Source organism: Pseudomonas sp. Leaf129 (genome assembly GCF_001423465.1).
In the GTDB taxonomy this organism is placed as follows: Bacteria; Pseudomonadota; Gammaproteobacteria; order Pseudomonadales; family Pseudomonadaceae; genus Aquipseudomonas; species Aquipseudomonas coleopterorum.
On record NZ_LMOC01000006.1, the window covers coordinates 402,411 to 429,007 of the forward strand.

The following is a 26,597-nucleotide window of genomic DNA, read 5'->3' on the forward strand; positions in this document are numbered from 1 at the left end:
TCACTCCTCTACCCGTACTTCGCGGAACATACCCATCTCCATGTGGTAGAGCAGGTGACAGTGATAGGCCCAGCGCCCCAGCGCATCGGCGGTGACACGGTAGCTGCGCTTGGAGCCTGGCGGCATATCGATGGTGTGCTTGCGCACCCTGAAGTTTCCGTCCTCGTCTTCCAGGTCACTCCACATCCCATGCAGATGGATCGGGTGAGTCATCATCGTGTCGTTCACCAGCACGATTCTCACCCGCTCGCCGTATTTGAGTACCAGAGGTTGAGCGTCCGCGAATTTGATGCCATCAAACGACCAGGCAAATTTTTCCATGTGCCCCGTCAGGTGCAGCTCAATGGTCCGGCTCGGCTCACGCCCGTCAGGGTCTTCGAAAGTGCTTTTAAGGTCGGCATAGGTGAGCACCTTGCGCCCGTTATTACGCAGGCCCAGGCCAGGATCGTTCAGCTTGGCGGTGGGGCTCATGGCCTGCATGTCCACCAGCGGGTTGTTTTTCTCGCTGGCAGGGTGGCTCTGCATCACCATGCCGTCCATGCCGCCCATCGAACCATGGTCCATGCCCGACATAGCGCCGTGGTCCATACCCTGCATGGTCGACATTTTGCTGTGGTCCATGGCGGCCATAGAATTGCCCCCCATGCTGCTCATGGTCTGCATGCCGACGTCGGCACCCGAATCCATGCTGCCCATGCTGCCATGGTCCATACCACCCATACCCATATCGTCCATCGTGACCAGCGGACGAGGATCAAGGGGGGGAACGTGGGCTACCAAGCCTTCCCGCACGGCCAGGGTGCCGCGGGCGTAGCCCGTGCGATCCATGGATTGAGCAAAGACCGTGTACGCCTCGGCAGTGGGCTCAACGATCACATCGAAGGTTTCGGCCACCGCGATGCGTAATTCATCGACCTCAACCGGGTTCACATACTGGCCATCCGACGCTACCACGGTCATTTTCAGGCCTGGAGTACGGATGTCGAAGTACGTCATAGCCGAGCCATTAATGAACCGAAGGCGCAGCTTTTCGCCAGGACGGAACAAGCCGGTCCAGTTCATATTGGGGGCCTGACCATTGAGCAGGTACGTGTAGGTGGCCCCGCTCACGTCCGCAAGGTCCGTGGGGTTCATCTTCATCTCGGCCCACATCTTGCGATCCGCGACGGTTGCGGCCCAACCCTTATCAGCCACATCGTTGACGAAGTCACCGACTGTGCGCTTGTGGAAGTTGTAGTAATCGGACTGCTTTTTGAGGGTACGCATCAGCGAGACGGGATCTTCATCCGTCCAGTCGGTCAGCATCACCACATGTTCACGGTCGTACTTGAAAGGCTCGGGCTCCTTCGCCTCGATGACGAGCGGGCCATACACCCCCACCTGCTCCTGAAACCCGGAGTGGCTGTGGTACCAGTACGTCCCGTTCTGTTGGACCTTGAACTGGTAGACGTACACGCCACCCGGCTCGATGCCTGCGAAGCTCAGTCCTGGAACGCCGTCCATGTTTGGCGGCAGGATAATGCCGTGCCAGTGTATGGAGGTTGCAGCGTCGAGTCGGTTGCGTACCCGGAGCGTAACCGTGTCACCCTCTTTCCAGCGCAGCAAGGGACCCGGCAGCCCGCCGTTGATCGCCATCGCTGTGCGACGTTTGCCGGTGATGTTTACCGGCATCTCGCCAATAGACAGGTCGTACTCCGTACCGCTCAATACGCTGAGCGCCGGCGAGCCGGACGCCGCCCAACTGGGCGAACGCCATAAGCCTAGCCCACCTAGCGCGCCGGCAGCCGCGAGGCCCTTGACGAAAGTACGTCGAGAAGTTCTTGATTCCATACGCGCGGGTCCAGGTAGGCAAGGACGGCAACTAAGCCGTGTGTTGGGTTTAACGAACTGGAGTGGACGATGTCACAGCATCGTAAGCGGCGCGATTACATTTCTGTAAGCTTGAAACCCCGGGTTGGTTAGCAACATGCCTTAGAGCTTTCAGCTTTTTTAGTATTTGCAGAAGCCAGTTGCGCCTCAGCTTTTTTGTTTAGGGTTGTTTGTTGCGCATCCATCATTCGAGCGAACACGCGGTCGGCACCACCTTCAGCATAGGCGACTGAGGAAATACTGAATGCGAGGGTAAGGAGTACAGCTTTGGACAGGTTCATGACGAGTTACCTTGTATTGGGAAGGCGGCACATGCCGCTGGGCCCAAGGTAACGAGTAGAGGCTTTCAGTTGGCTGAGTTGAGGGTTACAAAAAAGTCAGGTTGAGCGTTAACCAAGCCACCAAATGGTGGTTAATACTTCACCTTATAAGTCGGTGAATCCTCAGGCCTGTTCTCTCGCCGATCGTAGATTTTGGTTGTACTGATGTTCGCGTGTCCCAGCCAGGCCTGGACCTTGGCAATATCGGCTTCATGCTCCAGGGCATTGGTGGCGGCGGTTGCTCTGAGTCCATGCACCCCCAGGCCGTCGACTTTAATCCTGGCCTTTTTCGCGTAAGCCGCCACCACGGTGTAGATGCCGTTGGCCGTGATGCCCGCACCGGTCAGCTTGCCGCGTAACGGGATGAAGAGCGGCACCTTCCTGTCCGCCAGATGATGGCCCGAGCTTTCCAGGTACTGATGAATGCGCCCGGCCGCCACCGGGTGCAACGGCAGGTATCGCACCTTGCCGCCTTTGCCATGCACCTTGAGGTGTTGAATCCCGCGGCGATCCTGAATGTCGCTCACCTGCAGCAGCGCCGCTTCTTCGCGGCGCAGCCCGTGGTAGAGAAGAACAGCCAGTAGCGCCCGGTCCCGCAGCCCTTTCAGGCTGGTTTCGTCCGGCGCCTCGAGCAGCGCCTTGGCCTGGTGATCGCCCAGTGCCGGCGTCTTGCCTTCGTTGCTTTCTATCTTGGGACGTTTAACCCCGTGCACCGGATTGCCGCCGGCGATTGCATTGCTCTCCAGGAGATGATCAAACAGGCTGGCCAGTGCGGCCAATTTGCGTCGGATCGTGGCTCCGGCCAAACCGCGATGCTCGAGCTGGGCGCGCCAGGCCAGCACGTGTGATCGGGTCACCACGCGAAACTCATCCGCTGAAGCCAATCCGACAAAACCACAGAAGTCCTTGAGGTCATTTTGGTAGGCGCGTCGTGTGCGAGGGTTATCGAAGTTGGCAAACCACTCGACTGCGGCCGGAACCCGGGCCAGCGTCTGGAATTCGACTGACGTGAGCCGGCGCTGATCATTCTGATGGGACTTCGTCAGTTCTTGCATAAATTTCTCATGCTTGGCTGTCTTGCGATCAATGCTCATGTCCTCAGTCACTAAAGCAACGCTTAATGATGACGATGTTTCCGAAACCGATAAACGGTGATAATTGGTGATAACGTATTTCTTACATTGGTAAGTAACGGCCATAACCGACAATGGTACGCATGCGCCGCCGGGGGACGTGGTGTCAACGAGCTGACGAACAGCCATAATCCTTCACGATTTCTAGCCGATAGCTTCAAGACCAGGCCTCTGGCCATCTTGCAGTGGGAAGTCCTATGCGGCTCAGAAATATAAACCTCGCTCCACGCGCCACCTTGTTTTTTTCGGCCATCATTTTGCTGGTCGTGGTCTTGGGCGTCATCGCCATACTGCAGATGGGCAAGCTTCGCGATACGGAAAAGGATGTCGAACTGAATTGGCTACCCAGTATTCGGCAAACCGCGATGATGAACTCCACCGTCCTTCGCGTCCGGTTGGAGACCCAGCGGGCCGTTGCCGATCCTCAAACCGTTCAGCAGACCATCGTCAAATTTCCTGCCTACCGGAAAGCCATGAAGGATGCGGTCTATAACTATGAGACCCTCATTGCGAGTGACCAGGAGCGACAGTTGTTCTTGGCCGTGAAAAAGTCCTACGACGATTACGCAAGCCAACTGGATCTGCTGGAACCTTTGTTGAAGGCAGGCGACACCGCTTCGATTGTCAAACTCGTCGCTACCGGTATACGTCCCCTCACGAACCAAATGGAAACTCAGGTCGAGGAATTAACACAATTCAATAACAAAGGCGCTGCGCTTGCCGGTGTTCAAGCGACGCAAGTTTATGATTCAGGTCTTTACATCGTCATCGGCCTGATTATCTTCGTCGCGCTCCTGACTCTTTGTTTGGCAACTCTTCTAACCAAAACGATTACGTCGCCCATCGGGAGCGCCCTTAGCGTCGCCGAACGCATTGCCTCAAGCGACCTGACGAAGGAGGTTGAGGTAAGCGGTACCGACGAGGCAGGCAGGCTTTTGAGCGCGTTGGCCACGATGCAGCAGAACCTTCGAAGCACGATCATGCAGATCGCTGACTCCTCATCCCAACTGGCTGCCGCCTCGGAAGAAATGACCGCGGTGACTGAGCAATCCAGCCTTGGCCTGGTGTCGCAGAATGATGAAGTAAATCAGGCTGCAACTGCTGTCACCGAGATGAGCGCTGCAGTGGACGAGGTAGCACGCAATGCCGAATCAGCTTCCGAAGAGTCCAGGAAAGGTCAGGGCTATACGGAGGTTGGTTTGGAGCGTGTATCGCAGACGCTTAAGTCCATCGAAAAGCTGTCGAGCAACGTGCGCGACACCAGCGAGCAGATCACTGGCTTGTCCAATCGTGCACAGAACATTTCCAAAGTGGTTGAGGTGATCAGAGCCATTGCTGAGCAGACCAATCTGCTTGCGCTCAATGCCGCGATCGAGGCCGCTAGGGCGGGTGAACAAGGCCGAGGCTTCGCAGTCGTTGCCGACGAAGTTCGAGCCCTCGCTCACCGCACGCAAGTGTCTACGCAAGAAATTGAGCAGATGATTCAGGCCATTCAGAACGATTCTGACCAGGCCGTGAAGGCGATGGCCACCAGCAGAGAACTGGCTGCAGAATCCCTAAGCGTCGCAGGCGATGCCAGCAGTTCGCTTGACCAGATCGCGACAGCTATTACGGGCATCAACGAGCGTAACATTCTCATCGCCACCGCTTCGGAAGAACAGGCGCACGTCGCCCGGGAAGTCGATCGCAATCTGGTTAGCATTCGCGAGCTGGCCTCCCAAAGTTCTGCAGGTGCAAGCCAGACTGCAAGCGCTTGCAACGAGATGTCGAAGCTTGCGGTTAATCTGAATCAGCTGGTCAATCGTTTCAAGGTTTAAGGTATTCACGTACGTCAGCGGACTCGTCCGATGTCCTTGGATATCGGACCTAGACTGTCTGGCGATGTACCGTCCTCCCTGAGCCTGAGCCTGCAGGGATTGCACAGTCTATTGGCTATTGGGTTGATCGGCTGTTTGTGTTTTGTGGGGTGGGTGACGTTGCGGGCCCGTGAAGATGTCCCGTAGGATCATTGATCTGAATTGTCTTCCCATGCTGCCATCCATCCGCACCTGGATCTGCTTTGGGGATCTGAATATCGGCTCGTTGAGCTTTGATTGCCGACTTGACGATTCCCAAGCGTTGGTTGCGTTGTTGCTGCATTGCGGGATCAGCCTGGCCGTCAGCTGTGATCCCCATCATCAGTTGTGGAACACCTAGGGGAAGTGTTTTGTCTTGATCGGTGTGCCAGGTGTGCCAGGTGTGCCACGTCTTGCCATAGGTATGAGCCAGTCGCTCCACCCGGTCAGCAATACACGTCGTGGGCTCGCTGGTAATGACGGCTGCCGGGCTTCTGTCCTATCAAATAATCAGCACGCGCTGAGGAGAGGAATATGAAAGGTTTTCTGGTGACTTTCTTTACTCAACAGAATCGTCGCTATCAGGGAAAGATGCTCGGCGACTGGGTCGTTGATTTGGCGAAAGAAATGGGACTGCGGGGTGCGACCCTGTCCACAGGTATCGAAGGCTTTGGGCATACCGGCCGGCTGCATTCCTCGCATTTTTTTGAACTAGCGGATCAGCCTACCGAAATTCGTATGGCCATTACCGAGGACGAATCTGAACAGTTATTCAAGCGATTGGAGCTTGAAGATATCTCGTTGTTTTACATAAAAACCCCAGTCGAGCTGGGCTTCGTCGGAACAGAGGTCACCTAGTTTGGCCCTCTTTCATAAGCGGTGACTCGAAGACGCCTTCGCTTGCCTCGTAATCCGAAACACGATTTTACATTTTGGACAGACCTAGCTAAGCTCGGCGCATTGGAGATGGCATTCCTCCATTAACCAACCGCTGCGCCCGTAGCAGCTGATGATGCCTACAGAAACCTGATCAATCAGGTCTGTAGGCGTTCGCGCTCAGATTCCCTTTTTGGTCAGGCCCACTTACTTTTTTGTGGCTGGCCAAATGTCTAAATTTCGACGACCTGAACAACTCGACTTACTGCCCTATATAGCGAAATGGCTTGCGCTTGCAGGTCTTGTAGCTCTTTTGGCAGGCTCTGCTTCTGCGTTATTCCTCCTTTCCTTGGATCATGCCACCCAGTGGCGAGAAACCCATCCTTTGGTGATCTGGCTCCTGCCAGTGGCTGGCTTTGCTGTGGGACTTGCATATCACTTGATAGGCAAACCCGTTGATGCCGGAAACAACCTGATCATCGATGAGATCCATGATCCTAAGAAGATCGTGCCTTTGCGCATGGTGCCGATGGTGCTGATTGGAACCGTGGTTTCCCACCTTTTTGGTGCATCTGTGGGACGTGAGGGGACGGCGGTGCAAATGGGCGGTGCCCTTGCCGATCAACTGACGCATGTCTTCCGTCTGCGCCGCGAAGACCGTCGGGTGATTCTCATGGCCGGTATCAGTGCTGGCTTTGCGTCCGTCTTCGGCACCCCTCTTGCCGGGGCTTTATTCGGACTTGAAGTATTGGCCATTGGACGTATGCGTTACGACGCGCTTTTCCCTTGCGTGGTTGCGGCAATCGTTGCTGACCAGGTGGGGCAAGCCTGGGGCGTGGTTCACACGCATTACGTCATTGGCGAAGTGGTTCCGGTGCAGCTGTGGAGCGTCATGGCTGTGGTGGCAGCTGGGATTATCTTTGGCCTTACCGGCCTGCTATTCGCGACTGCAACCCACAAGCTCGGAGCCTTCGTTAAGCGGCTTATCACCTATTCACCATTAAGACCCTTCGCCGGCGGCCTGCTGATCGCAGTCTCAGTGTGGGCGCTCGGTAGTAACCATTACATCGACGTTGATAAGTACATCGGGCTGGGCATTCCGAGCATCGTCCAATCCTTTCAAATGCCAATGGCCCCTTGGGATTGGCTTGGAAAGATGGTGTTCACCATTGTCTCCTTGGGCACTGGATTCAAAGGCGGTGAAGTGACACCGCTGTTTTACATCGGTGCCACCTTGGGGAATGCGCTGGCTCCCGTCTTGCACCTTCCCTTCGGCATGCTGGCTGGTATCGGCTTTGTCGCCGTCTTTGCCGGTGCAGCTAATACGCCACTGGCAACCATCGTTATGGCCATGGAGCTCTTCGGGCCCGAAATTGCTCCGCTTGCAGCCATTGCCTGTATCGCAAGTTACCTCGTATCCGGACACACCGGGATCTATCACGCCCAGCGCGTCGGCCACAGCAAGCATCACCGTCCTCTTCCGGAGGAAATCCGGCTCTCTGATATCAAGCAATTTCATGCTCAAAGTGAATCCGCCAGCGAGCGGAAAGTGACTCTTGCGGGGGAAGAGAAATGATTGAACATCACCAAGATCGCCTGACAGCTTTGCAACTCTATTTTCCTGGCGCTAGCCGGGCTCGCGTGACCAGCTTCTGGCACCACCTAAGCGCACTTGCACTAGCCCAGCACCTCCTTAAAGTTGCTCAAAAAGCAAAAATTGAGCAGGTCATGCTCAAGACGATTTCTGCAGGTTATTTGCCAGGCTATCGCATCTCCCATCATCACCCGGAGCTTGGCGATATGCGTCATCCCCAGTGTCTGGAATTGCTAGATACAGAGGACAAGCTGCGCGCATTCCTGCGCGACCACGCTGACGAGTTACGCAAAGTGCGAGCAGTTCTTCTCTTATGTGAGTTACCGCTCACTGACGCGTCGTAATTCAGTTTGAAAACAGCTCGGAAATGAAGAGGTAAGGCCGACCGAAGCGTCGGTCACTCGCGACATTAGAGGATGTAGCTATGAACGGCTTTCAACTGACGTTTTTCACTGAACAGGGTACCAACTACCAGCACCTTCCACTGGGAGAGTGGTTGGTCGAGTTCGCCAAGCGAGAGGGCGCGCTGGGTGCGACGTTGGTGAGCGGTACGGAGGGGCTAGATCATTTGGGGCATTTGCATACGGCGCATTTCCTCAGCGGTGCCGATCATCCCGTCACGGTGACTATGTCCACTGATGAAATTGGGTGCGACAGGTTGCTGGAGGCATTGGCCAAGGAGTCGTTTTCACTGAGCTATATCAAATTGCCCATCGAATACGGTCGAGTGGGCCAGGCGAAAGACTAAAAAGCGCACCTTGTTGGACAACCAGTAAAAAGGATAAACGCCATGTACCGAGTTTATAACCTACGTCCACAGCCAGCCCCTGCTAACTGGGCTCGTGACAACAAGCCGCTTCTCGTAGGACTGGTTTTCTGGTCACTTTTTCTGGCCGGCATCGCAGGCAGCCAAAGGGTATCGAGCGAAGACTGGTACGTCGTCACCCCGCTCGAAGGCGCATTAGTCACGATGCGTATGCCCAGTGAAAAGTCCTGCAAGGCCGACGTAGCCCAGACCTGCGTACCGGGCTACGAGCTGAGAGCACAGCAACATTGAGCGCGATGGCGGTTGGCAATCCAAAGATGAGATCGCGAAATGGAGCTCACCGACGTCGGCTCATCAAAATCATTTTAGAGAATTGGGAGACCACATGAGCGCAGTGACGCTGAGCATCGTATTCGGGCTTGTGATGGGCAGGTTTTTCACAGGATCCGTCTATGAGTTCGCCGCGCTTTTCATCGTAAGCGTTGGAGTGTCCTTGCTGACCTTTCATCTGCTAAATCAAAGGCGCGTCAGGCTACAAGCCCAGACGGCGTATTGCTGCTCTGTAATGGTTGCTTCAAACCAAATGATGGAGCTTTTCCAGATGGCAAAAAGAGGGCAGTTCATGCCCTTGGTGGGAGAGATTCCTGAACTAATTATTGGAGGCTTCTTGGTTCCCGCAATTGCGGTGTCGGCAGTGCAGCTGTTCAGGATACTCATGGAGAGCTGACGTCCGACATAGAGGCCTCTCAACGGATTCAAATGGTTAATGACGCTCCCGAATCGTTACTTGGAGAAGATCAATGAAAACGCAAATCCAGGCCATTCATGCACGTGAAATTCTCGATTCACGCGGTAACCCTACCGTTGAAGTCGACGTCACCTTGGAGTGCGGCGCCATGGGCCGGGCTTCAGTACCGTCCGGTGCCTCTACAGGCGCTCACGAAGCAGTTGAGTTGCGTGACAAAGATACACAGCGGTACTCCGGCAAGGGAGTGTTAAAGGCCGTTAGCAATGTGAATACCGAAATACTTGAGTCTCTGAGGGGCATGAATGCGATTGACCAGGAACAAATTGATCATTTTATGATTAAGCTGGATGGAACCTCTGATAAATCCAGGCTTGGAGGAAACGCGATCTTGGGCGTGAGCCTCGCCGTTGCCAGAGCGGCGGCTTCTGCGCTGAACTTGCCCTTGTTCCAATATCTGGGCGGCGAGCAAGCAGCAAGAATGCCCGTCCCGATGTTCAATATTCTCAATGGAGGTGTCCACGCCAACTGGCAAGGCCCTGACTTTCAGGAATTCATGATTGCACCTACAGGGGCTGGCAGTTTCAAGGAAGCCTTGCGATGGGGCGCCGAGGTGTACCACGAGCTGAAAGCGGTGCTTAAGGACGTCGGCTATTCAACTGCGGTCGGAGATGAGGGCGGCTTTGCGCCGGCACTCAAGAAAAACTCAGACGCCATTGAGCTGATCATCAAGGCAATCGAAAGGGCTGGTTACGCGCCTGGATCTCAGATCGAGATCGCTATCGATCCAGCATCCAGCGGCTTCTATGAAAACAGGCTTTACCATCTGCGCTCTGAGGGTCGTAAGGTCGATGCTCAAGAGCTGATTAGTCTCTATTCCTCCTGGGTCGACAAGTATCCGATTGCGGTACTGGAAGATGGCCTCGCGGAAGACGATTGGTCAGGTTGGAAGCTATTGAATGCTGCTCTGGGTGACCGGATCGAGTTGGTTGGAGATGACCTATTTGTCACCAATGTCGAACGGATTCAGCGAGGCATCACAGAAAACGTCGCCAATGCCGTATTGATCAAACCTAATCAAATCGGAACGCTGACTGAGACCAAAGCCGCCATCGAAATGGCCTATGGGGCAAATTGGGGGGCGATGGTTTCTCATCGTAGCGGGGAGACGGTGGACAGCTCCATCGCTGATCTGACTGTCGCGATGGGGACTGGCCATCTCAAGACAGGAGCTCCATGCCGGGGGGAGCGGGTCGAGAAATACAATCAGTTTCTGCGAATAGAAGAGTATCTTGGCAGCCGTGCGTTTTATGCAGGACATGATGCATTCGTGCGCTGACGGCCTATCGCCGGTAAACCTGTTGGACTGGTGACCGTAAAAAAACGAACCACGTATAGCTGTTGGCAAAAACGTCAGTGGCATTGGCCTTTCCTAGACGCTTGGAGATATGAGCATGAGCTACACGGATATTCCAGCTGGTAACGCGATCCCCGATGACTTCTTCACCGTTATCGAGATTCCTGCAAACCACTCGCCGATCAAGTACGAGGTGGACAAGCCAAGTGGACAGATCTTCGTTGATCGCTTCCTCAGCACGCCGATGTTCTACCCGGCTAACTACGGGTTCATTCCAAATACCTTGAGCGATGACGGCGATCCTTTGGACGTCCTCGTGATTTGCCCTTACCCGGTATCACCTGGCGTTGTCATCCGCAGTCGCCCAGTAGGTGTGATGTACATGACGGACGAAGCTGGTGCGGATGCCAAGGTAATCGCAGTGCCTCATGAAAAACTCAGCTCTATGTACAGCAATGTAAAGGAATGCTCTGACCTCCCTGCGTTACTCCTCGCACAGATTCAGCACTTCTTCGAAAACTACAAAGCGTTAGAGCCGGGTAAGTGGGTGAAAATGGGCCGCTGGGGGAGCGCAGACGAAGCGCGGGAAGATATTCGTAAATCGGTAGCGGCCTATAACCTGAAGAAGGAGGCTTCCAAGTAGTGTTACTCAATCAGAAGAGCGCAGAGCAGGAAATTTCTCTGAAGGCAAGAGAAGACTTTTTGCTGCTGCCGAAAACTGCTGAATTGACGCGCTGGGTAATGGCCCAGTCCACGGGCGAAAGAACATTACCGTATTTCGATCCACTGGATGGCGGCGTCTTCGCAAGGGTATTGATCTTGTTGGAATCGCCCGCTCGAACGGTCAGTCTTCCACGGTATGTCTCAAGAGACAATCCGGGGCCTGCACAACGCAACCTGAAAGGTTTCATTGAGCAGGTTGGACTGGCACGTCACAAAACCGTCCTTTGGAATTTGTACCCTTGGTTACCAGATCTCGATAAGCCCAAGGGTCCGCTCCGCAGAGCGCAAATTGAGGAAGGTATCGAGATGCTGATCACGCTACTGACGCTTTTCCCTGATCTCGTCACTATCGTGTTTGCCGGACGTGTTGCCCAGAAAGCCATACCGCGTGTTCGGCTCGCCTTCCCTAATTTTTCATTGCTGGAAATGCCACACCCAAGTCCCCTTTCTGTTTGCACTCACCCGAATGTTAGGCAGCGCATTTTGTCCACACTGCGTCACGCCAAACAGTCGATCAAGTAGCCAAAGGCTCAGGTTTTGCTCGCCTTGCTCAGCGAGTGGATACACGGCGAGACGAACAAGTTGCCGCGATAGGCACCAGCCAGGGTTTTAGCCGCGACGATCATCCACATGACAGTCAGCATCAACACCAGCACCACGCCAAAGAAGCTAAAGAACGTGAGGTGCAGCATAGAGCCCAATTTGAGGGTTGTTACGGCGTACACTCCCAGCGGAAAGGTGAAGCCCCACCAGCCGAGGTTGAAGGGAATGCCCTCCCTGAAGTAGCGCCCGGTAATTAGCAGCGCCAATACCATCCACCACAATCCCAGCCCCCAGAACAGCACACCACCGATCAAGCCAATGCCCTCGGCTACGCCGCCGATGCTTGCCATTCCATGAGCAGCAAAGATTGCTGGAGCATCGTTGCCCAGCAGCAACATCCCCAAAGCCCCGGTACCGATCGGCCCTAAAGACAGCCAGCTCGATGCTGCCATGCTTTCATGAGGTAGTTTGTGCAGCGCCATGCGCAGTAACAGGATCACCAGTATGCTCAAGGCGACGGGCACCGAGTAGGCCCACAGCACGTAGCTGGTGATGAGCATGGTGAACTGTGCGCTCGCATCAGCGAGGTGCGGAGCCAATAGACCGCCACTGGCGGCAGCCACCTCAGCCGCAACTACTGGCAGCAGCCATACCGCTGTCATCTGATCAATGCTGTGCTGCTGGCGAGTAAACATCATATACGGGATCAGCACCCCGCAGGCCAATGCCATGGTGACATCGATCCACCACAACACTTCGGCTAAAGCGACTACCCCACCCCCCCAGCGTGGCAAACCATAAAGGAGAAAACCGTTGATGATGGTCGCCAATCCCATGGGGATAGTTCCAAAAAACATCGATACAGTGGAGTGGCCGAAGATCTGTTTGGCCTCATCGAAGAACAATACCCAACGGCTCGCGTACATCAGCGTAAACAGGCAAAACAGCACGATATTAAAAAACCACAAGGCTTCCCCTAACGCTTTGGGCCACTGCGCAACAAAGGGCAGTTGGCCCAGAGCCAGCGCCAGAATCCCGGTGCCCATCGTGGCGGCGAACCAGTTGGGTGTGAACTGCCGGATCGCTTCTCGTGGATTGGACAAAGCCGCCAGTGGATGGCTGCCGCCCATTATAGCTGCGAGTCGTGTCTCACTCATTTTCGCGCTCCCGCTTCAGTGTGCCTTCGATATGACATGGTTGAAGTATAGCTTGATGGGAATAGCGGTAAAAACGGATAGTATAGGTTTATATGACCTATTAAGAAGGTAGATTACTTGAAGCTAAGCCTACGCCAGCTACAAATTTTCTGCGCCGTCGCGCAGCACGGTAGCACCACCAGCGCCGCCATTTCGGTGTCACTGTCCCAATCTGCAACCAGCGCCGCACTGAACGAGTTGGAAAGCGCCTTGGATACCAGGCTGTTCGACCGTGTAGGCAAGCGTTTAGTGCTGAACGATAACGGCCATGCCTTACTGCCTCAAGCCAGAAGGATGCTTGAGAATGCACAACAGATAGAGGCCAGTTTCTTACCCGGCCATGCCGGGCTGAAGACACGCTTGCGGGTAGGATGCAGTACCACGATAGGCAATTATGTTCTGCCATTGATTCTCGGTGAGCTACGTCAATCAACACCACATTTGAGGGTCGATGTCGACATGGCCAACAGCATGGCTATCGCAAGAAGAGTCGCTGATTTCGAGATTGATATGGGCCTGATCGAGGGGCCTTGCCACCTGCCCGAACTCAGTGCCGAGCCTTGGCTAATTGATGAGTTGCTTATTGTCGCAGGCCAACGGCACCCCTTGGCACTAAAGCAGCAGGTCACACTTGATGATCTTCGTACCGCTGAATGGCTACTGCGCGAGCCAGGTTCTGGTACCCGTGAAGAAGTCGAACAATTGCTGCTGCGTCATTTGCACGATCTCGCCGAAACGCGCCAGATCGGCAGTTCAGAGGCCATCAAGCATACCCTCGCACAAGGCATCGGCATCAGTTGCCTGTCCCGCTGGGTCGTTCGGGATCTACTGGCCTCTGAAGTCTTGGTTGAACTGCCGCACGCGTTGCCTGCACTGACCCGACGTTTTTTTCTGATCCGCCACCGGGACAAATACATCTCGCCTGGGCTTGAGCGATTCTGGGAAAAATGCAGTCAATTCGTGAGCCAGGAATAGCTGGACCTATTTATAAAACAGGTAAGAGCTACCAAAACAAGTTGTTTCCGGAATTTATCAACGACGCATAAAGTCAACTCATTGCCCTGCAGCGATGAACGAGTTGTATATGCCAAGGCGCGACTGGGTGCCTTGCTTACCCTATGAGGAAATTCTGATGAATGTGATAAAGAAAACCGTCACAGCCCTGACGTTGGGTGTTGCGTTGGCCGCATCGATGAGCGCGTGGGCCGCGCAAGATCGCTGGACGTTTGACGGCGATATTCACAACAACTCGCTGGCCGTCAGCCCTGATGAAACGACGGCGGTGGTCTCTTACAGTCAGCGTCCAGATGTAGTGGTTTATGATTTGAAAACCGGTAAGGTTCGCCAGGTTCTCACCGGCTACGTCACGCCGCGAAATATTGTGTTTTCGCCAACTGGCGATGTGTTCTACCTCTCCGACAGCAGTTTGGGGGTCGTGCGCAAGATTGACACCAAGACTTTAAAAGTGATCGCAAATATTCCGTTGGGCGCAGGTGCTTTTGGTACCACACTCAGCAAGGACGGAAGCCTGCTCTACGTCAACAATGAAGCGGCCAGCACGCTGTCGGTCATTGACCTTGATCACCAGCGGCCAGTAGCTGTGGTACCTGGCTTCTCCCAACCGCGCCAGGGCATCCGAGTAAGTCCTGACGGCAAAACCGTCTATGTCACCAACTTTCTTGGGGACAAAATTACCTTGGTCGACAGCAAGACCAATACGATTGAAGGTGAGATCACTGGCTTCAACAAGTTGCGCGCCATCTCCATATCGGCGGACGGCAATACGCTGTACGCGGCTAACAGCGGCAGTAACAGCATCGCAGTTGTCGACACTCAAAAACGCGCCATCACAACCACCGTCATGGTTGGCAAAGACCCCTACGGCGCAGCCCTCACTCCAGACGGGCTGCACGTCTACTCGGGTAACCTCGGTGACAACAGCCTTTCAGTGATCGACACCAAAACGCTGAAAGTGACCACCACTGTGACCGGTTTGAAGGCACCCCGCCAGGCCATTGTCTTCACCAAAGACAAGTCGAAGGCGTATGTCCTCAATGAGGACTTGAGTATCTCCACAGTCGATCTCGCCAGCAACAAGGTGGTGTCGACGCTCAAGGCCGACTGATTGAACAGCGCAGGCCTTCATGGGGGCCTGCTGATACTCCACGACCAAGTGAATAATAATGAGTGAAAATGATGAGTCCTGGATGATGGATCGCCGTCGCTCATTGAGATGAGCCAGTGATGCGTGACCGTGAGCGTCGCTTTGCTCAATTGAGGAAGGCATAGGGTCCGGGGGGGGGGGGGTGATATCGGGACGTTTTTTCTACGGAATCGAATTAACCTGTTTGTGGCTCGTCTACTGTCTGATCGCTTGCCGTTTCAAAAGCAGGTGGGTCTTTTAAAAATTAAAAATGACCAAAGGAAATACATATGTTCAAAAAGATGATTCTCACCGTCGCTGTTGCCGCCAGCTGCATGTCGGGTTTGGCGCTCGCCGATGCGCCAGTCAAGCTTGCTGAAACGGACAAGGGAAAAGTACTCGTAGACGTGAAAGGAATGACTCTTTATACCTTCGGTAAGGACACCTCGGGCAAGTCGGTCTGCAATGGGCCATGCGCTTCAAACTGGCCACCTTTACCGGTATCCGCAGACGCGAAAGCGGGTCATGATTACTCTGTCGTCACTCGAGACGATGGCACAAAACAATGGGCATACAAAGGCATGCCACTTTACAGCTGGGTCAAAGATACCAAGCCAGGGGATACAACCGGTGACGGCGTCAACCAGGTCTGGCACGTTGCCAAGCCGTAACGTCAAATAATTAATAGGCTGGCTTACGCCACTGGCTTTGTCAGTGGCGCAAACCAGAAGAATACACACCTGATATTTTCGCCAACATGCAGCCGCCGCGCCTCATAAATCTTTGATGGATCATTTCAACGAAAAATGGGGCCGAGGTGCGGTACACCTTGGACGTATTCCCGTAACGCCAGCCTGAGGATTTCGTTTGGCCGGGAGTCTGTGACGATGCGCATGGTGGTTCCATCCAGCCGCTAGTGGACCGATATTCTGAGGCAACGCCAATTAGAACGGTAGGGCATCGTAGATATGCGGGCGAAGGTCTGCTTATGGCCGAAAGCTGCCGTTAATAAGCCGACCAACAGGCGTCGCTTTATTGGTTGGTGCGCATAGCTTACAACTCAAACAAGGGTATGGTTTTGGGCGTATCAAACCGGCCCGCACAGCGCTACTTTCAGCATCTAACAAACGTACGCTGAGGAGTCGAAACAGTGGAGACTGAACGAGGTGTTGAGGAATGGAACGGTCGATGGTCGATCGTTGCCGGACGTGCTGTATGCACTGGCTGCATGGAAAGCCAAGTGCTGGAAGACTGCGAAAGCCCCTTTCTACATGCCGACACCTGTCCAGCCAGCGATGTGGAAGGTCATCATCCAAGGGGCAGCGTTGCACCACATCCTCGGCAGTGCGCGTGGGTGAGCTGCCGCTTAGGCCTCGATCACTTCAATTAATACTTCACTTTATAGGTGGGTGAATCCTCCGGCCGGTTCTCCCGCCGATCGTAGATCTTGGTCGTGCTGATGTTGGCATGACCCAGCCAGGCCTGGACCTTGGCGATATCGGCTTCATGCTCCAAGGCGTTGGTGGCTGCCGTTGCTCGGAGTCCATGAACCCCAAGGCCTTCGACCTCAATCCCAGCCATCTTCGCGTAGGCCGCCACCACGGTGTAGATGCCGTTGGCCGTAATGCCGGCACCGGTCAACTTGCCGCGCAGTGGGATGAAGACCGGCACCTTCCTGTCCGCCAAATGATGCCCTGAGCTCTCCAGGTACTGGTGAATGCGTCCAGCCGCCACCGGGTGCAACGGCAGGTAGCGCACCTTGCCGCCCTTGCCATGCACCTTCAAATGCTGAATTCCGCGGCGATCCTGAATGTCGCTCACCTGCAGCAGCGCCGCTTCTTCGCGGCGCAGCCCGTGATAAAGAAGAACAGCCAATAGCGCCCGGTCGCGTTGCCCTTTGAGGGTCGTTTCATCCGGGGCTTCGAGCAGCGCTTTGGCCTGGTGATCGCCCAATGCCGGAGTCTTGCCTTCGTTGCTTTCGATCTTCGGGCGTTTCACGCCGTGCACGGGATTGCCCCCGGCGATCGCATTGCTCTCCAGGAGGTGATCAAAGAGGCTGGCCAGCGCCGCCAATTTGCGCCGGATTGTGGCGCCCGCCAGACCGCGATGCTCGAGCTGAGCGCGCCAAGCCAAAACATGTGATCGGGTGACGACGCGAAATTCATCGGCCGAAGCCAATCCGACAAAACCGCAGAAGTCTTCCAGGTCATTTTGGTAGGCACGTCGTGTCCGAGGATTGTCCAGGTTGGCAAACCACTCGACCGCGGCCGGAACTTGGGCCAGCGTCTGAAATTCGACCGACGTGAGCCGACGCTGATCATTCTGATGGGCACTGGTCAGTTCCTGCATATATTTCTCATCATTGGCTCACTGGCGATCGTTGGCCACGTCTTTGATCACGAAAGCAACGTCAAGTATGGAAGCCGCCTTCGAAACCGATAAACGGCAATAATTGTTGATAACCTATTTTATCACCAGTAATACGCCAAAAGCCTGCGCATGCCTCGAAAGTCATAAATCAACCTAATTTGCAATTTCAGTATTGACAGGCAGGAAAAAAAGAATCGTTTCTGGACCGTGCGGAGTACGAAAAAAATGTGTATATTCGAATATTCGAATACATGCATATCTAGGAACGCTCATGGATCTGTCACCGGCGACCGTCTTCAAATGTCTTGGCGACGAAACACGCACACGCATCATGCTCATGCTCGCTGGCCAAGACGAGCTTTGTGTCTGCGAGCTGATTTGGGCGCTGGATGATAGTCAGCCGAAAATCTCTCGGCATTTAGCCCAACTTCGTAATTGCGGGTTATTAGTGGACCGCCGTCAGGGGCAGTGGATTTATTACCGCTTGCATCCACAGTTGCCCGAATGGGTTTTGCATGTGCTCCAGATAACACGCAGTGCTAATCAGTCCTGGATAGATCAAGACGCGAGCCGTCTTGCATTAATGGAAGATCGTCCGGTCCGCCAGGCCGCGTGCTGCTGATTTTGCTGGAGAGTGTCCATATGGTTGCTCCAATCACAATATTCGTTCTGACACTTGCGTTGGTCATCTGGCAGCCGAGGGGATTGGGCGTAGGCTGGAGCGCCGCTGCCGGCGCAGTACTGGCTTTGCTTACCGGTGTGGTTGGTCTAGGCGACGTACCTACGGTATGGGCCATCGTGTGGAATGCAACGGCCACTTTTATCGCAGTCATCATCATTAGCCTGTTACTGGATGAGGCCGGATTCTTCGAGTGGGCTGCCTTGCACATGGCACGGTTGGGCCAAGGCAAGGGCATCCGGTTGTTCATCCTGATGATCCTGCTGGGCGCCGCTGTTTCAGCTTTGTTTGCAAACGATGGCGCCGCGTTGATCCTGACCCCCATCGTCATTGCCATGCTCACAGCCTTGCGCTTTAGCCCGGCGTCTACTCTGGCCTTTGTCATGGCTGCAGGCTTCATCGCCGATACCGCGAGCCTGCCCATGGTGGTGTCCAACCTGGTCAATATCGTGTCAGCCGATTTCTTCCAAATCGGCTTTGCTGAATATGCTTCGGTGATGTGGCCCGTGAACGTGGTCAGCGTAGCGGCGACCTTGTTCATGCTCTGGCTGTGCTATCGACGCGACATACCCGCTACCTATGATCCACAACAGCTTGATGCGCCTGGGACTGTCATCCGTGACAAGGCTACCTTTGTCGCCGGCTGGTGGGTCCTGGCGCTGCTCCTTGTCGGTTTGTTCGCGCTGGAGCCATTGGGGATACCTATCAGTGCAGTAGCAGCCAGCTGCGCACTCATCCTTCTGGTGATCGCCGGCAAAGGCCGCGTTATTTCTACCCGTACGGTTATCAAAAATGCACCGTGGCAGGTCGTTGTGTTTTCGCTAGGGATGTACCTAGTGGTCTATGGGCTGCGCAACGCAGGGCTCACGGACGCGCTCACGTCTCTGCTCAATGTCTTCGCAGAACAGGGCCTGTGGACTGCAACTATGGGTACCGGTGTGGTGGCTGCATTGCTGTCGTCTGTTATGAACAACATGCCCAGCGTGCTCATCGGTGCCCTATCCATCCAGGCCAGTCAGGCCACAGGCGTGGTCCATCAGGCCATGGTGTACGCCAACATCATAGGCTGCGACTTGGGGCCCAAGATCACTCCGATCGGTAGCCTGGCCACGTTGCTGTGGCTCCACGTACTGGCTCAAAAACACATCCGAATCACGTGGGGATACTACTTCAAGGTTGGCAGCCTGCTGACCATCCCTGTTCTGCTTATTACCCTGGCCGCACTCGCCCTGCGGCTCAGCATCCAAGCCTAGGAACCACCGATGAAAATCCTTTTCATGTGTACCGCCAATAGCTGTCGGAGCGTGCTTTCTGAAGCACTGTTCAACGATCTGGCCCCTGAAGGCATCACAGCAGTGAGCTCCGGCAGCTTTCCGAGCGGACGACTTAATGCTCGGGCGGTCAGTACCCTCCAAGCGCTCGGCATCGATACGTCAGTGCTACATAGCAAGGGTTCAGAGAGCTTCCAGGATAATCCCCCTGACGTTGTGATCACCGTCTGTGACAAGGCTGGAGGCGAGCCCTGCCCCGTCTATTTTGGCCCAGCTATCAAGAGTCATTGGGGGCTGTCTGACCCCTCGGATGTCATTGGCCGCGACGAGGAGAAGCAGGCAGCCTTTGATGCCACCGTGACAACTATCCGGAACCGATTTACGGCCTTCTTTGCTTTGGATTTGGATGCGCTCAGTTCAACAGAGCTCAAGCATGCGTTGGACAGGATTGGAGCGCTGTAATGATCGAGCCTACATCCGAATATCCGGAAGACTTTCCCAGCCTGGACCTAGCCCTGCTCGATGTGCCTACGCCTGAGAAGCTTGCCCAGGATATGCAGCCCGACCACAAGCCTCGCATCCTGTTGCTCTATGGATCCACCCGTGAGCGTTCGTTCAGTCGGTTGCTGACCCAAGAGGCAGCGCAACTCCTGAACCTCATGGGCGCAGAGACGGCCATCTTCGACCCTTCAGGTCTGCCGTTACCTGATGATGCACCGGTGGAACATCCAAAAGTCCAGGAACTGCGCGACCTGGTGCTGTGGTCCGAGGGTCAGGTGTGGTGTTCGCCGGAACGGCATGGGTCGATGTCGGCCGTGTTCAAGGCGCAGATCGATTGGATACCTTTGACGTTGGGCGCAGTACGACCCTCGCAAGGCAAGACGTTGGCTGTGATGCAGGTATGTGGTGGATCCCAGTCATTCAATACGGTCAATCAGCTTCGTATCCTGGGCCGCTGGATGCGTATGGTCACGATCCCGAATCAATCCTCGGTACCCAAAGCCTTCCTTGAATTTGACGAAGCCGGGCGCATGAAGCCGTCTGCCTACTACGATCGGGTAGTGGACGTGATGGAGGAATTGGTGAAATTCACGTTGTTGGTACGAGGTCGAGAGAGTTACCTGGTAGACCGCTATTCGGAACGCAAGGAAGACGCCGAGGCCCTTTCCAAACGGGTGAACCAGCGTTCTATCTAGACAAACATTTTGCCAGATAGGGCTCATCTCGATCCCCATGTTGAGTGCTGAGCTTGCTCCAAATCCGAGTGGGTGGATTTCAGTAATCCAATGGCATCAGCTACAGTGGAGCTTGAGTATTGTCAGCAGAAAACGGCACTAAAGCGATAAAACCTGATTCCGCCTGGTCAGTGTTTCTAGCGTTCTTACGCTTGGGACTTACGTCTTTCGGAGGCCCGATTGCACATTTGGGGTACTTTCGCGAGGAGTTTGTTACTCGACGGCAATGGCTGAGCGATCGCAGCTATGTCGACTTGGTCGCACTTTGCCAATTTCTTCCAGGACCTGCAAGCAGTCAAGTTGGCATAGGGTTGGGGCTATCGCGTGCCGGTTTGTCAGGTGCCATTGCTGCGTGGGCCGGTTTCACATTGCCATCAGCTATCGCCCTGGTTTTATTTGCTCAGGGTATGGCCAAGTGGGGAGCCCCTTTCCCAGTCGGCCTATTGAGCGGACTCAAAATCGTCGCAGTTGCGGTCGTTGCGCAAGCAGTCTGGGGCATGGCCCGCAATCTTTGCACTGACGTGCCTCGCGTGACCATCGCCGCTTTCTCGGCATGCGCAGCACTCTGGTTGCCCAATGCACCTGGGCAACTTGGTATAATGGTCTGCGCGGCTGGAGTCGGTTTGATGTTTTTGAAACCTGTTCAAGGCCTAGCTGCAGAATCGTTACCGATCGCAGTCAGCAGGAAAGCGGGTGTGGTTTCATTGGCGGTGTTTTTCAGCCTGTTGGCAGGCCTTCCATTACTACTGCAGGCCTGGCCCTCTCAAACACTCGCCATGTCGAACGACTTTTACCGGGCCGGCTCATTAGTGTTCGGCGGCGGGCACGTCGTTTTGCCGTTGCTGCAGGTGGCAACGGTACCCAACGGTTGGGTTGCCAACGATGCATTCCTGGCGGGATATGGCGTAGCGCAGGCGGTACCGGGTCCGCTTTTCACCTTTGCAGCATTTCTCGGTGCGTCTATGAACGTCCAGCCCTCAGGTTGGACGGGCGCATCAATATGCCTCATCGCTATTTTCGCGCCTTCATTCCTTCTCATACTCGGCGTGTTGCCATTCTGGGAACGACTGAAGCATAGCGTTCGCATCCAGACCGCGCTGGTAGGCGTCAACGCGGGAGTGGTCGGGCTACTTTTGGCGGCTTTGTACAACCCGGTCTGGACAAGTGCCATATCAAAACCCGCGGACTTCGGATTGGCGCTGATGGCTTTTGTTGCCCTGATGTTCTGGAGGGCCCCACTTTGGCTGGTTGTCTTGGGTTGCGGCTTAATAGGATGGCTGTCAGCACTGGTCCTATAAGCATCAAGCTGAGCCTTGCAATGCGTTGAAACAGCCCGAAATATCGAGTATAGGTGCCTCTTAGAATCGGAAAATCCCCAGACATACGTAAATCGTACCCATCCATGCGCCTATCTTGGGCAGTTGAAGCAGCATTTCCTTAGCTGCGTCTACGATCCCTTCGCCAAAAATTTTCCCTTCATAACGACGATTTTGTTGGGTGAAGAAAACGACCATATAACCTTCATTTCAATCTCCTCAGCGAGTACCAATTATTTGGTAGGACAATAGTCCGGCAGCGGTCATCGCTAACGAGCCTACGACGTGCAATGAGATTGAGCCGAGCGCCCACAGCAATCTTCCTTCCTGAATTAGGGCAACTGTTTCGGCTGAAAAGGTGGTAAGTCCCCCACAAAAACCCGTGATGATTAGCAGGCGCCATTCGAGGCTTAAGGAGGGAGATGCGGCCAGGAACGCGATGGCTAGGCCGATGATGTACCCCCCGACCATGTTCGCCACCACAGTGCCTGGGGGAATTGTCGGGAAGAGCGCGTTGAGCTTCATGCCCAGAAGCCAGCGCAACCAAGCACCAAGTGATGCGCCAACGGCGATAACAAATAGTGATTTCAGCATAGCTGCAGATCTCCTCTGGGCTGGTAGAGCCGAGAAGGTACTGATAACCGCATACAGAGAGAGGAAGCTGATATGAGAATGGTAGTCACAATCCTGTCCTAAATTGATGGACAGGGGGCACACCTACGCTCCCTGTCCAGGGTTCACGTAGGCATCATCAGCACAAGGCGGTTTCAAAGAGGAATGCCATCTCCTGCAAAGAAAGATAGTAGAGCATCGGTACTGAAAATTTCAACCTCCACGCACTTAAATCAGTGCGTTCGCCCGAAGCACTGCCTCTTCTGTCATGGAGACTTAAGCAAGTCAGGCGGCCTCGTTGGGAGTTCGAAAGTAGGAAAATTGGATTTTCAATTTAGTCCTCCCAAGTGGTAGTCAGTAGAATATTAATCCTAAGATACTGATTGTTATGAATAAATTAGCTCGAATAACGTATTTTACCACCAGTAACGATTTTTTGAGAATTCGTCAAAATTTGCAGTCTTACGACTGCCAGTAAGGAATGGCCTCGAAACGCGTCACTCAAGATCTCGCACCTTTTCCGTCTGTCGGAATAATTGAAAAAAATCCGTGGCGGCATTGTGCTTTCTCATTTGCTGCCGATATGACGTATGCCGCTACAAATCTAATCCAAGGGTAGACAACGTGTTCAATTCAGCACTGAAGCGTAAATTGGAGTCTAAGGAAGCTGAAATAATAAAACACCAAGGATTGGTAGCATCATTGGATCGCTCGATGGCTATTGTGGAGCTCAGTCTCGACGGTAAGGTCATGAGCGCTAACGCTAACTTTTTGAGAGTCATGGGCTATCGTGTCGAACAAGTTTCAGGCTTGTCCCACTCCGATCTATGCCCAACCACGCTTGTGCGAAGCCCAGCGTATTCGGAGTTTTGGACTAAGCTTCGATCCGGCGAATTCTTTTCGGGAACATTTCAACGCGTCGACGCGAAGGGTCAAAATGTTTGGCTCGAGGCCAGCTACAATCCTGTGCTAGATGAGCATGGGAAGGTCTACAAAGTCGTAAAGTATGCACTAGATGTTAGCCAGAAGGTGCTCCAGGAAGCTGAAGCAAGCAGTAAGCTTAATGCAATAGACAGGGCCATAGCGTCGATTGAGTTCGATCTGAATGGCAATATTCTTCATGCGAATGAAAATTTTCTGAAAACGATGTGTTTTGTTTTAGGTGACCTGAAAGGTAAGCACCATCGAATGCTTTGCGAAGCTAGTTTAGTGGACAGCAGTGGGTACACCGAATTCTGGAAGGGATTGAACTCGGGAAATTTTTCCAGTGGCCAATTTAGAAGGGTTGCCAAATATGGGCGACCAGTGTGGCTTGAGGCCACTTACAATCCTGTCTTCGAAGCAGAAGGAAAACTCTTCAAGATTGTCAAATATGCAAGTGATATAACCCTACGAGTCGAGAAATTCGAAGAAGATTCTCGAGGTGCATCCCGTGCATATCATATCTCCGCCGAGACTGAAAAGGTTGCCGAGCAGGGAGCAGAGATCATTCAAGAGACCGCGAAGGAAGTACGCCTCATCGCAGATCACATTGAATCGTCAGCTCGTTTGGTCGGCCAATTGGGCCGATCGCTCCGAGCAGATCACAGCAATAGTTAACACAATACGTAGCATTGCGGATCAAACGAATCTACTGGCGCTTAACGCCGCTATCGAGGCTGCCCGTGCGGGCGATCAAGGTCGTGGTTTTGCTGTTGTAGCCGATGAGGTACGGCAATTGGCGGGAAGGACAAGCCGTTCGACCAGTGAAATTGCTGAAATGATCGGCAGAATTTTGTCTGAGACAAGGGAAGCGGTTGCCAGCATCAACGCAACCCATGCAGGGGCTCAGCGAGGAGTATGTCTTGCAGAGCAAGCGGGAATGGTCATCCTGCAGATCCGGACCGGTACCAGTGATGCGGTCGAGGCAGTCAGTATGTTCGCCTCGAAGCTGGATGAGTCAGAGGTGATTCCAAAAACCGCCGTGAGCTGGGTCGGCTGACTATGAGTCTGCGTTAGCAAGCGGTATATGGCTACAACCGTTTCAATACGAGCTAGTAGGATAGTTTTCTCCCAATCATCGACGCACACCACCACTTGTTCGACGGGCCTGATCTGCGATACATGATTGACGATTATCTAACAGATACGCGTGCAGGCCACCGGATTGTCGCTTCGATGTACGGGGAGACCTTGGCTTTTGCAAAGACGGATGGCCCCTCGGCACTGCGCCCGCTCGGCGAGATCGAGTTCGCCAACGGCATCGGCGCAATGTGCGACAGCGGCCGCTACGGCTGCCGGGCCTGCGTCGCCATTGTAGGCCATGCCGACCTGCGGCTGGGCGATCAATTGGCTGAACTGCTGGACCAGGCGATGGAGCGCGCGCCGGAGCGGTTCCGGGGTGTACGCCAGGTCACCATCGAAGCCCCCTCAGACGCGCCCTATCGGTTCATTCCCAATAGACCACCGGGCAGCGTGATGAAGAGCCCTGGCTTCCGCCCAGCCTTCGCCCACCTCGCCGCACGCGGCTTGAGCTTCGACGCAGCGGTGTTCCATCACCAGTTGCCCTAGGTGATCGAGCTGGCGGACGCTTTTCCAGACACCACCATTGTCCTGAATCACTGTGGGCATGCGATGGCGATAGAACTGAACGCATCGGCGAGGGAACGAGTGTTCCATGACTACCGCCGGCTGATGATTGAGGCTGATCGGCGTCCAAATATCCACTGCAAGGTGGGTGGGCTAGGTATGCCCTTCTGGGGCGTCGGGTTCGAAGAGCGTCGCGACGCCATTGGCTATGGCGAACTGGCCAAGGCTTGGCGCCCTTATGTGGAAACAACCATCGAGGCGTTTGGCGTCAACCGTTGCCTAATGGAAAGCGACTATCCACCGGATGGACGCTGTGCAGGCTTCGTGCCGCTGTGGAACGCTCTGAAGTACATCTTCAGGTCGGCTTCGGCTGATGAGAAGGCTGCGCTGTTTCATGGCACGGCCGCGAGGGTCTATCGCATACGCGTGCCTGTTGCACAGCCTGGGAAGGCTCCTAGCACGTAGCTCGAGAGAGCAGCCGCACAAGAGGCGTCTCCGGATACTGGGCCGATGCATCACCCATCTTTATTCAGGACAGATCCAACGGAGGAACTTGATTTATGAAAAACTCTTGCGGAAAACAGGTCGCACTTGTCACTGGCGCAACATCGGGCATCGGCCTGGCGACCGCCAAGGCTTTCGCTCGAGCAGGCGCTTGCGTTGCGCTTACGGACGTGAACACCGACGGCGCGCGCGCCGCCGCCGACGAGCTAGTAGCGGCTGGATTCGAGGCTATCGGCATCCGCTGCAAAGTGGGCGATCTGGGCGAAGTCGAGGCCATGATCAAGGAAACCGTTTCCACCTTCGGCCGCCTGGACGTGGCTTTCAACAACGCCGGCATCCAGAACGCTCTCGCGGAGACCGCCGACGCCACGGTCGAGGACTTCGATCGTGTGAACTCGGTCAATCTGCGCGGTATCAGGGCCTGCATGAAGTACGAGTTGCAGCATATGCGGCAGCAGGGAAGCGGCGCGATCGGGAATTGCTCTTCCCCGGGAGGCTTGGTCGGCGGTGCCGAACGCCGCACCTACCATGCTGTCGAGCATGGCGTGCTGGGCGTGACCAAAAGCGCGGCGCCGGAGTACGCCACCCGTAATATCCGCGTCAACGCCGTGTGCCCCGGCTTGATCTGGACGCCAATGGTAGACCAAATGGTCGCCGCCGGACAGAAGGAGGCCCTCGATGCAATGCTCCCCGGCATTCCCATGCAGCGACATGGCCGCCCCGAGGAAATTGCAGACGTTGTCCTGTGGCTGTGCAGCTCGGCTTCTAGCTATATGACTGGCCAATCCATCTCGGTGGATGGCGGGCTCGTCATGCGCTGATCGCCGCCTGCAAACGAGCGTTCTTGCCATATCGGCGAACGCTCGTTCCTTGCTCTTCAAACCAATGGCGGCGGTCATGCGAGCCGTGCCAAGACTTATCAGGAGACACGCCGTCTGCCCG

At 54.7% G+C, this 26,597-nt stretch carries 28 protein-coding genes, 4 pseudogenes and 2 riboswitches; of the genes and pseudogenes, 24 read left to right on the plus strand and 8 right to left on the minus strand.

The window, feature by feature from the left end:
* From ASF66_RS09865 to ASF66_RS09870, 3 genes are all read right to left on the minus strand, one after another.
* Window positions 1-1,830, minus strand: a complete 1,830-nt coding sequence (locus ASF66_RS09865; RefSeq protein WP_056843718.1) for a copper resistance system multicopper oxidase — start codon at window positions 1,828-1,830, stop codon at window positions 1-3.
* A gap of 128 nt (window positions 1,831-1,958) precedes the next feature.
* Window positions 1,959-2,150, minus strand: a complete 192-nt coding sequence (locus tag ASF66_RS22020) for a co-regulatory protein PtrA N-terminal domain-containing protein (protein ID WP_082484619.1) — start codon at window positions 2,148-2,150, stop codon at window positions 1,959-1,961.
* 131 nt (window positions 2,151-2,281) lie between these two features.
* Entirely contained in the window at window positions 2,282-3,244 is a 963-nt protein-coding gene (locus tag ASF66_RS09870; protein ID WP_056843719.1) for a tyrosine-type recombinase/integrase, read from the minus strand.
* Window positions 3,245-3,519: 275 nt separating this feature from the next.
* Here ASF66_RS09870 and ASF66_RS23230 point away from each other — a divergent pair.
* Window positions 3,520-4,281, plus strand: a pseudogene (locus ASF66_RS23230) (MCP four helix bundle domain-containing protein); the annotation flags it as partial.
* A gap of 69 nt (window positions 4,282-4,350) precedes the next feature.
* Window positions 4,351-5,139 carry a methyl-accepting chemotaxis protein gene (locus tag ASF66_RS23235; RefSeq protein ID WP_410478370.1) on the plus strand — a complete coding sequence of 263 codons (789 nt, stop codon included), beginning with the start codon at window positions 4,351-4,353 and terminating at the stop codon, window positions 5,137-5,139.
* Window positions 5,140-5,254: 115 nt separating this feature from the next.
* Here the strand turns inward: ASF66_RS23235 and ASF66_RS22025 are convergent.
* Window positions 5,255-5,599 (minus strand): annotated as a pseudogene (locus ASF66_RS22025) (DUF1264 domain-containing protein); the annotation flags it as partial.
* A gap of 92 nt (window positions 5,600-5,691) precedes the next feature.
* Here ASF66_RS22025 and ASF66_RS09880 point away from each other — a divergent pair.
* The 9 genes from ASF66_RS09880 (at window position 5,692) to ASF66_RS09920 (ending at window position 11,740) form a co-directional block, all read left to right on the plus strand.
* A complete protein-coding gene (locus tag ASF66_RS09880; RefSeq protein WP_005895494.1) occupies window positions 5,692-6,015 on the plus strand; it encodes a DUF190 domain-containing protein in 324 nt (107 codons plus the stop codon).
* A gap of 95 nt (window positions 6,016-6,110) precedes the next feature.
* Window positions 6,111-6,183, plus strand: a riboswitch (Fluoride riboswitch).
* Between the two features lie 79 nt (window positions 6,184-6,262).
* Window positions 6,263-7,609 carry a voltage-gated chloride channel family protein gene (locus tag ASF66_RS09885; protein WP_056843721.1) on the plus strand — a complete coding sequence of 449 codons (1,347 nt, stop codon included), beginning with the start codon at window positions 6,263-6,265 and terminating at the stop codon, window positions 7,607-7,609.
* Window positions 7,606-7,971: a hypothetical protein gene (locus ASF66_RS09890; protein WP_056843722.1), complete on the plus strand. Its 366-nt coding sequence runs from the start codon at window positions 7,606-7,608 to the stop codon at window positions 7,969-7,971. The genes ASF66_RS09885 and ASF66_RS09890 overlap by 4 nt, the downstream gene beginning before the upstream one ends.
* An 80-nt stretch (window positions 7,972-8,051) precedes the next feature.
* A complete protein-coding gene (locus ASF66_RS09895; protein ID WP_056843723.1) occupies window positions 8,052-8,375 on the plus strand; it encodes a DUF190 domain-containing protein in 324 nt (107 codons plus the stop codon).
* A gap of 42 nt (window positions 8,376-8,417) precedes the next feature.
* Complete coding sequence (locus tag ASF66_RS22910; protein ID WP_056843724.1) at window positions 8,418-8,684, plus strand: hypothetical protein; 267 nt, start codon at window positions 8,418-8,420, stop codon at window positions 8,682-8,684.
* A 94-nt stretch (window positions 8,685-8,778) separates the two neighbouring features.
* Window positions 8,779-9,120: a hypothetical protein gene (locus ASF66_RS22680; protein ID WP_003317535.1), complete on the plus strand. Its 342-nt coding sequence runs from the start codon at window positions 8,779-8,781 to the stop codon at window positions 9,118-9,120.
* Between the two features lie 73 nt (window positions 9,121-9,193).
* Complete coding sequence (gene eno, locus ASF66_RS09910; protein WP_056843725.1) at window positions 9,194-10,477, plus strand: phosphopyruvate hydratase; 1,284 nt, start codon at window positions 9,194-9,196, stop codon at window positions 10,475-10,477.
* A gap of 115 nt (window positions 10,478-10,592) precedes the next feature.
* Complete coding sequence (gene ppa / locus ASF66_RS09915) at window positions 10,593-11,138, plus strand: inorganic diphosphatase (RefSeq protein ID WP_003317533.1); 546 nt, start codon at window positions 10,593-10,595, stop codon at window positions 11,136-11,138.
* Window positions 11,138-11,740: a uracil-DNA glycosylase gene (locus ASF66_RS09920; RefSeq protein WP_056843726.1), complete on the plus strand. Its 603-nt coding sequence runs from the start codon at window positions 11,138-11,140 to the stop codon at window positions 11,738-11,740. The genes ppa and ASF66_RS09920 overlap by 1 nt, the downstream gene beginning before the upstream one ends.
* Window positions 11,741-11,748: 8 nt before the next feature.
* On the opposite strand, the gene ASF66_RS09925 is transcribed toward ASF66_RS09920, so the two are convergent.
* Window positions 11,749-12,918: a TDT family transporter gene (locus ASF66_RS09925; protein ID WP_010428856.1), complete on the minus strand. Its 1,170-nt coding sequence runs from the start codon at window positions 12,916-12,918 to the stop codon at window positions 11,749-11,751.
* Window positions 12,919-13,035: 117 nt separating this feature from the next.
* Here ASF66_RS09925 and ASF66_RS09930 point away from each other — a divergent pair, with 117 nt between their 5' ends.
* The 3 genes from ASF66_RS09930 (at window position 13,036) to ASF66_RS09940 (ending at window position 15,771) form a co-directional block, all read left to right on the plus strand.
* A complete protein-coding gene (locus ASF66_RS09930) occupies window positions 13,036-13,932 on the plus strand; it encodes a LysR family transcriptional regulator (protein ID WP_056843727.1) in 897 nt (298 codons plus the stop codon).
* Window positions 13,933-14,089: 157 nt separating this feature from the next.
* Entirely contained in the window at window positions 14,090-15,082 is a 993-nt protein-coding gene (locus ASF66_RS09935; RefSeq protein WP_056843728.1) for a beta-propeller fold lactonase family protein, read from the plus strand.
* Window positions 15,083-15,390: 308 nt separating this feature from the next.
* A complete protein-coding gene (locus ASF66_RS09940; protein ID WP_010924793.1) occupies window positions 15,391-15,771 on the plus strand; it encodes a COG4315 family predicted lipoprotein in 381 nt (126 codons plus the stop codon).
* Window positions 15,772-16,486: 715 nt separating this feature from the next.
* Here ASF66_RS09940 and ASF66_RS09945 read toward each other — a convergent pair.
* The gene (locus tag ASF66_RS09945) at window positions 16,487-17,449 is read right to left on the minus strand and encodes a tyrosine-type recombinase/integrase (protein ID WP_056843729.1); all 963 of its coding nucleotides are present in this window, start codon (window positions 17,447-17,449) and stop codon (window positions 16,487-16,489) included.
* 292 nt (window positions 17,450-17,741) lie between these two features.
* On the opposite strand from ASF66_RS09945, the gene ASF66_RS09950 reads away from it, so the two are divergent.
* From ASF66_RS09950 to chrA, 5 genes are all read left to right on the plus strand, one after another.
* Window positions 17,742-18,092, plus strand: coding sequence for a metalloregulator ArsR/SmtB family transcription factor (locus ASF66_RS09950; protein WP_056843730.1), 351 nt, complete (start codon window positions 17,742-17,744; stop codon window positions 18,090-18,092).
* Window positions 18,093-18,112: 20 nt separating this feature from the next.
* Window positions 18,113-19,402, plus strand: a complete 1,290-nt coding sequence (locus tag ASF66_RS09955; protein ID WP_056843941.1) for an arsenic transporter — start codon at window positions 18,113-18,115, stop codon at window positions 19,400-19,402.
* Window positions 19,403-19,411: 9 nt separating this feature from the next.
* Window positions 19,412-19,882: an arsenate reductase ArsC gene (locus ASF66_RS09960; RefSeq protein ID WP_056843731.1), complete on the plus strand. Its 471-nt coding sequence runs from the start codon at window positions 19,412-19,414 to the stop codon at window positions 19,880-19,882.
* Complete coding sequence (gene arsH, locus ASF66_RS09965) at window positions 19,882-20,616, plus strand: arsenical resistance protein ArsH (protein WP_056843732.1); 735 nt, start codon at window positions 19,882-19,884, stop codon at window positions 20,614-20,616. The genes ASF66_RS09960 and arsH overlap by 1 nt, the downstream gene beginning before the upstream one ends.
* Window positions 20,617-20,735: 119 nt before the next feature.
* Window positions 20,736-21,953, plus strand: coding sequence for a chromate efflux transporter (gene chrA, locus ASF66_RS09970; protein WP_056843733.1), 1,218 nt, complete (start codon window positions 20,736-20,738; stop codon window positions 21,951-21,953).
* Window positions 21,954-22,076: 123 nt separating this feature from the next.
* Here chrA and ASF66_RS22915 read toward each other — a convergent pair.
* Window positions 22,077-22,169, minus strand: a pseudogene (locus tag ASF66_RS22915) (DUF190 domain-containing protein); the annotation flags it as partial.
* 21 nt (window positions 22,170-22,190) lie between these two features.
* Window positions 22,191-22,565, minus strand: a complete 375-nt coding sequence (crcB, locus tag ASF66_RS09975; RefSeq protein ID WP_056843734.1) for a fluoride efflux transporter CrcB — start codon at window positions 22,563-22,565, stop codon at window positions 22,191-22,193.
* 141 nt (window positions 22,566-22,706) lie between these two features.
* A riboswitch (Fluoride riboswitch) is annotated at window positions 22,707-22,768 on the minus strand.
* Window positions 22,769-23,207: 439 nt separating this feature from the next.
* Here crcB and ASF66_RS09980 point away from each other — a divergent pair.
* From ASF66_RS09980 to ASF66_RS09990, 5 genes and pseudogenes are all read left to right on the plus strand, one after another.
* Complete coding sequence (locus ASF66_RS09980) at window positions 23,208-24,182, plus strand: PAS domain-containing protein (RefSeq protein ID WP_236707088.1); 975 nt, start codon at window positions 23,208-23,210, stop codon at window positions 24,180-24,182.
* A 4-nt stretch (window positions 24,183-24,186) separates the two neighbouring features.
* Window positions 24,187-24,564, plus strand: a pseudogene (locus tag ASF66_RS23240) (methyl-accepting chemotaxis protein); the annotation flags it as partial.
* A 122-nt stretch (window positions 24,565-24,686) separates the two neighbouring features.
* Window positions 24,687-25,133, plus strand: a complete 447-nt coding sequence (locus ASF66_RS22925) for a hypothetical protein (protein ID WP_236707089.1) — start codon at window positions 24,687-24,689, stop codon at window positions 25,131-25,133.
* Window positions 25,134-25,616, plus strand: a complete 483-nt coding sequence (locus tag ASF66_RS22930) for an amidohydrolase family protein (RefSeq protein WP_236707090.1) — start codon at window positions 25,134-25,136, stop codon at window positions 25,614-25,616.
* 95 nt (window positions 25,617-25,711) lie between these two features.
* Complete coding sequence (locus ASF66_RS09990) at window positions 25,712-26,476, plus strand: SDR family NAD(P)-dependent oxidoreductase (RefSeq protein WP_056843735.1); 765 nt, start codon at window positions 25,712-25,714, stop codon at window positions 26,474-26,476.
* Window positions 26,477-26,597: the final 121 nt, after the last annotated feature.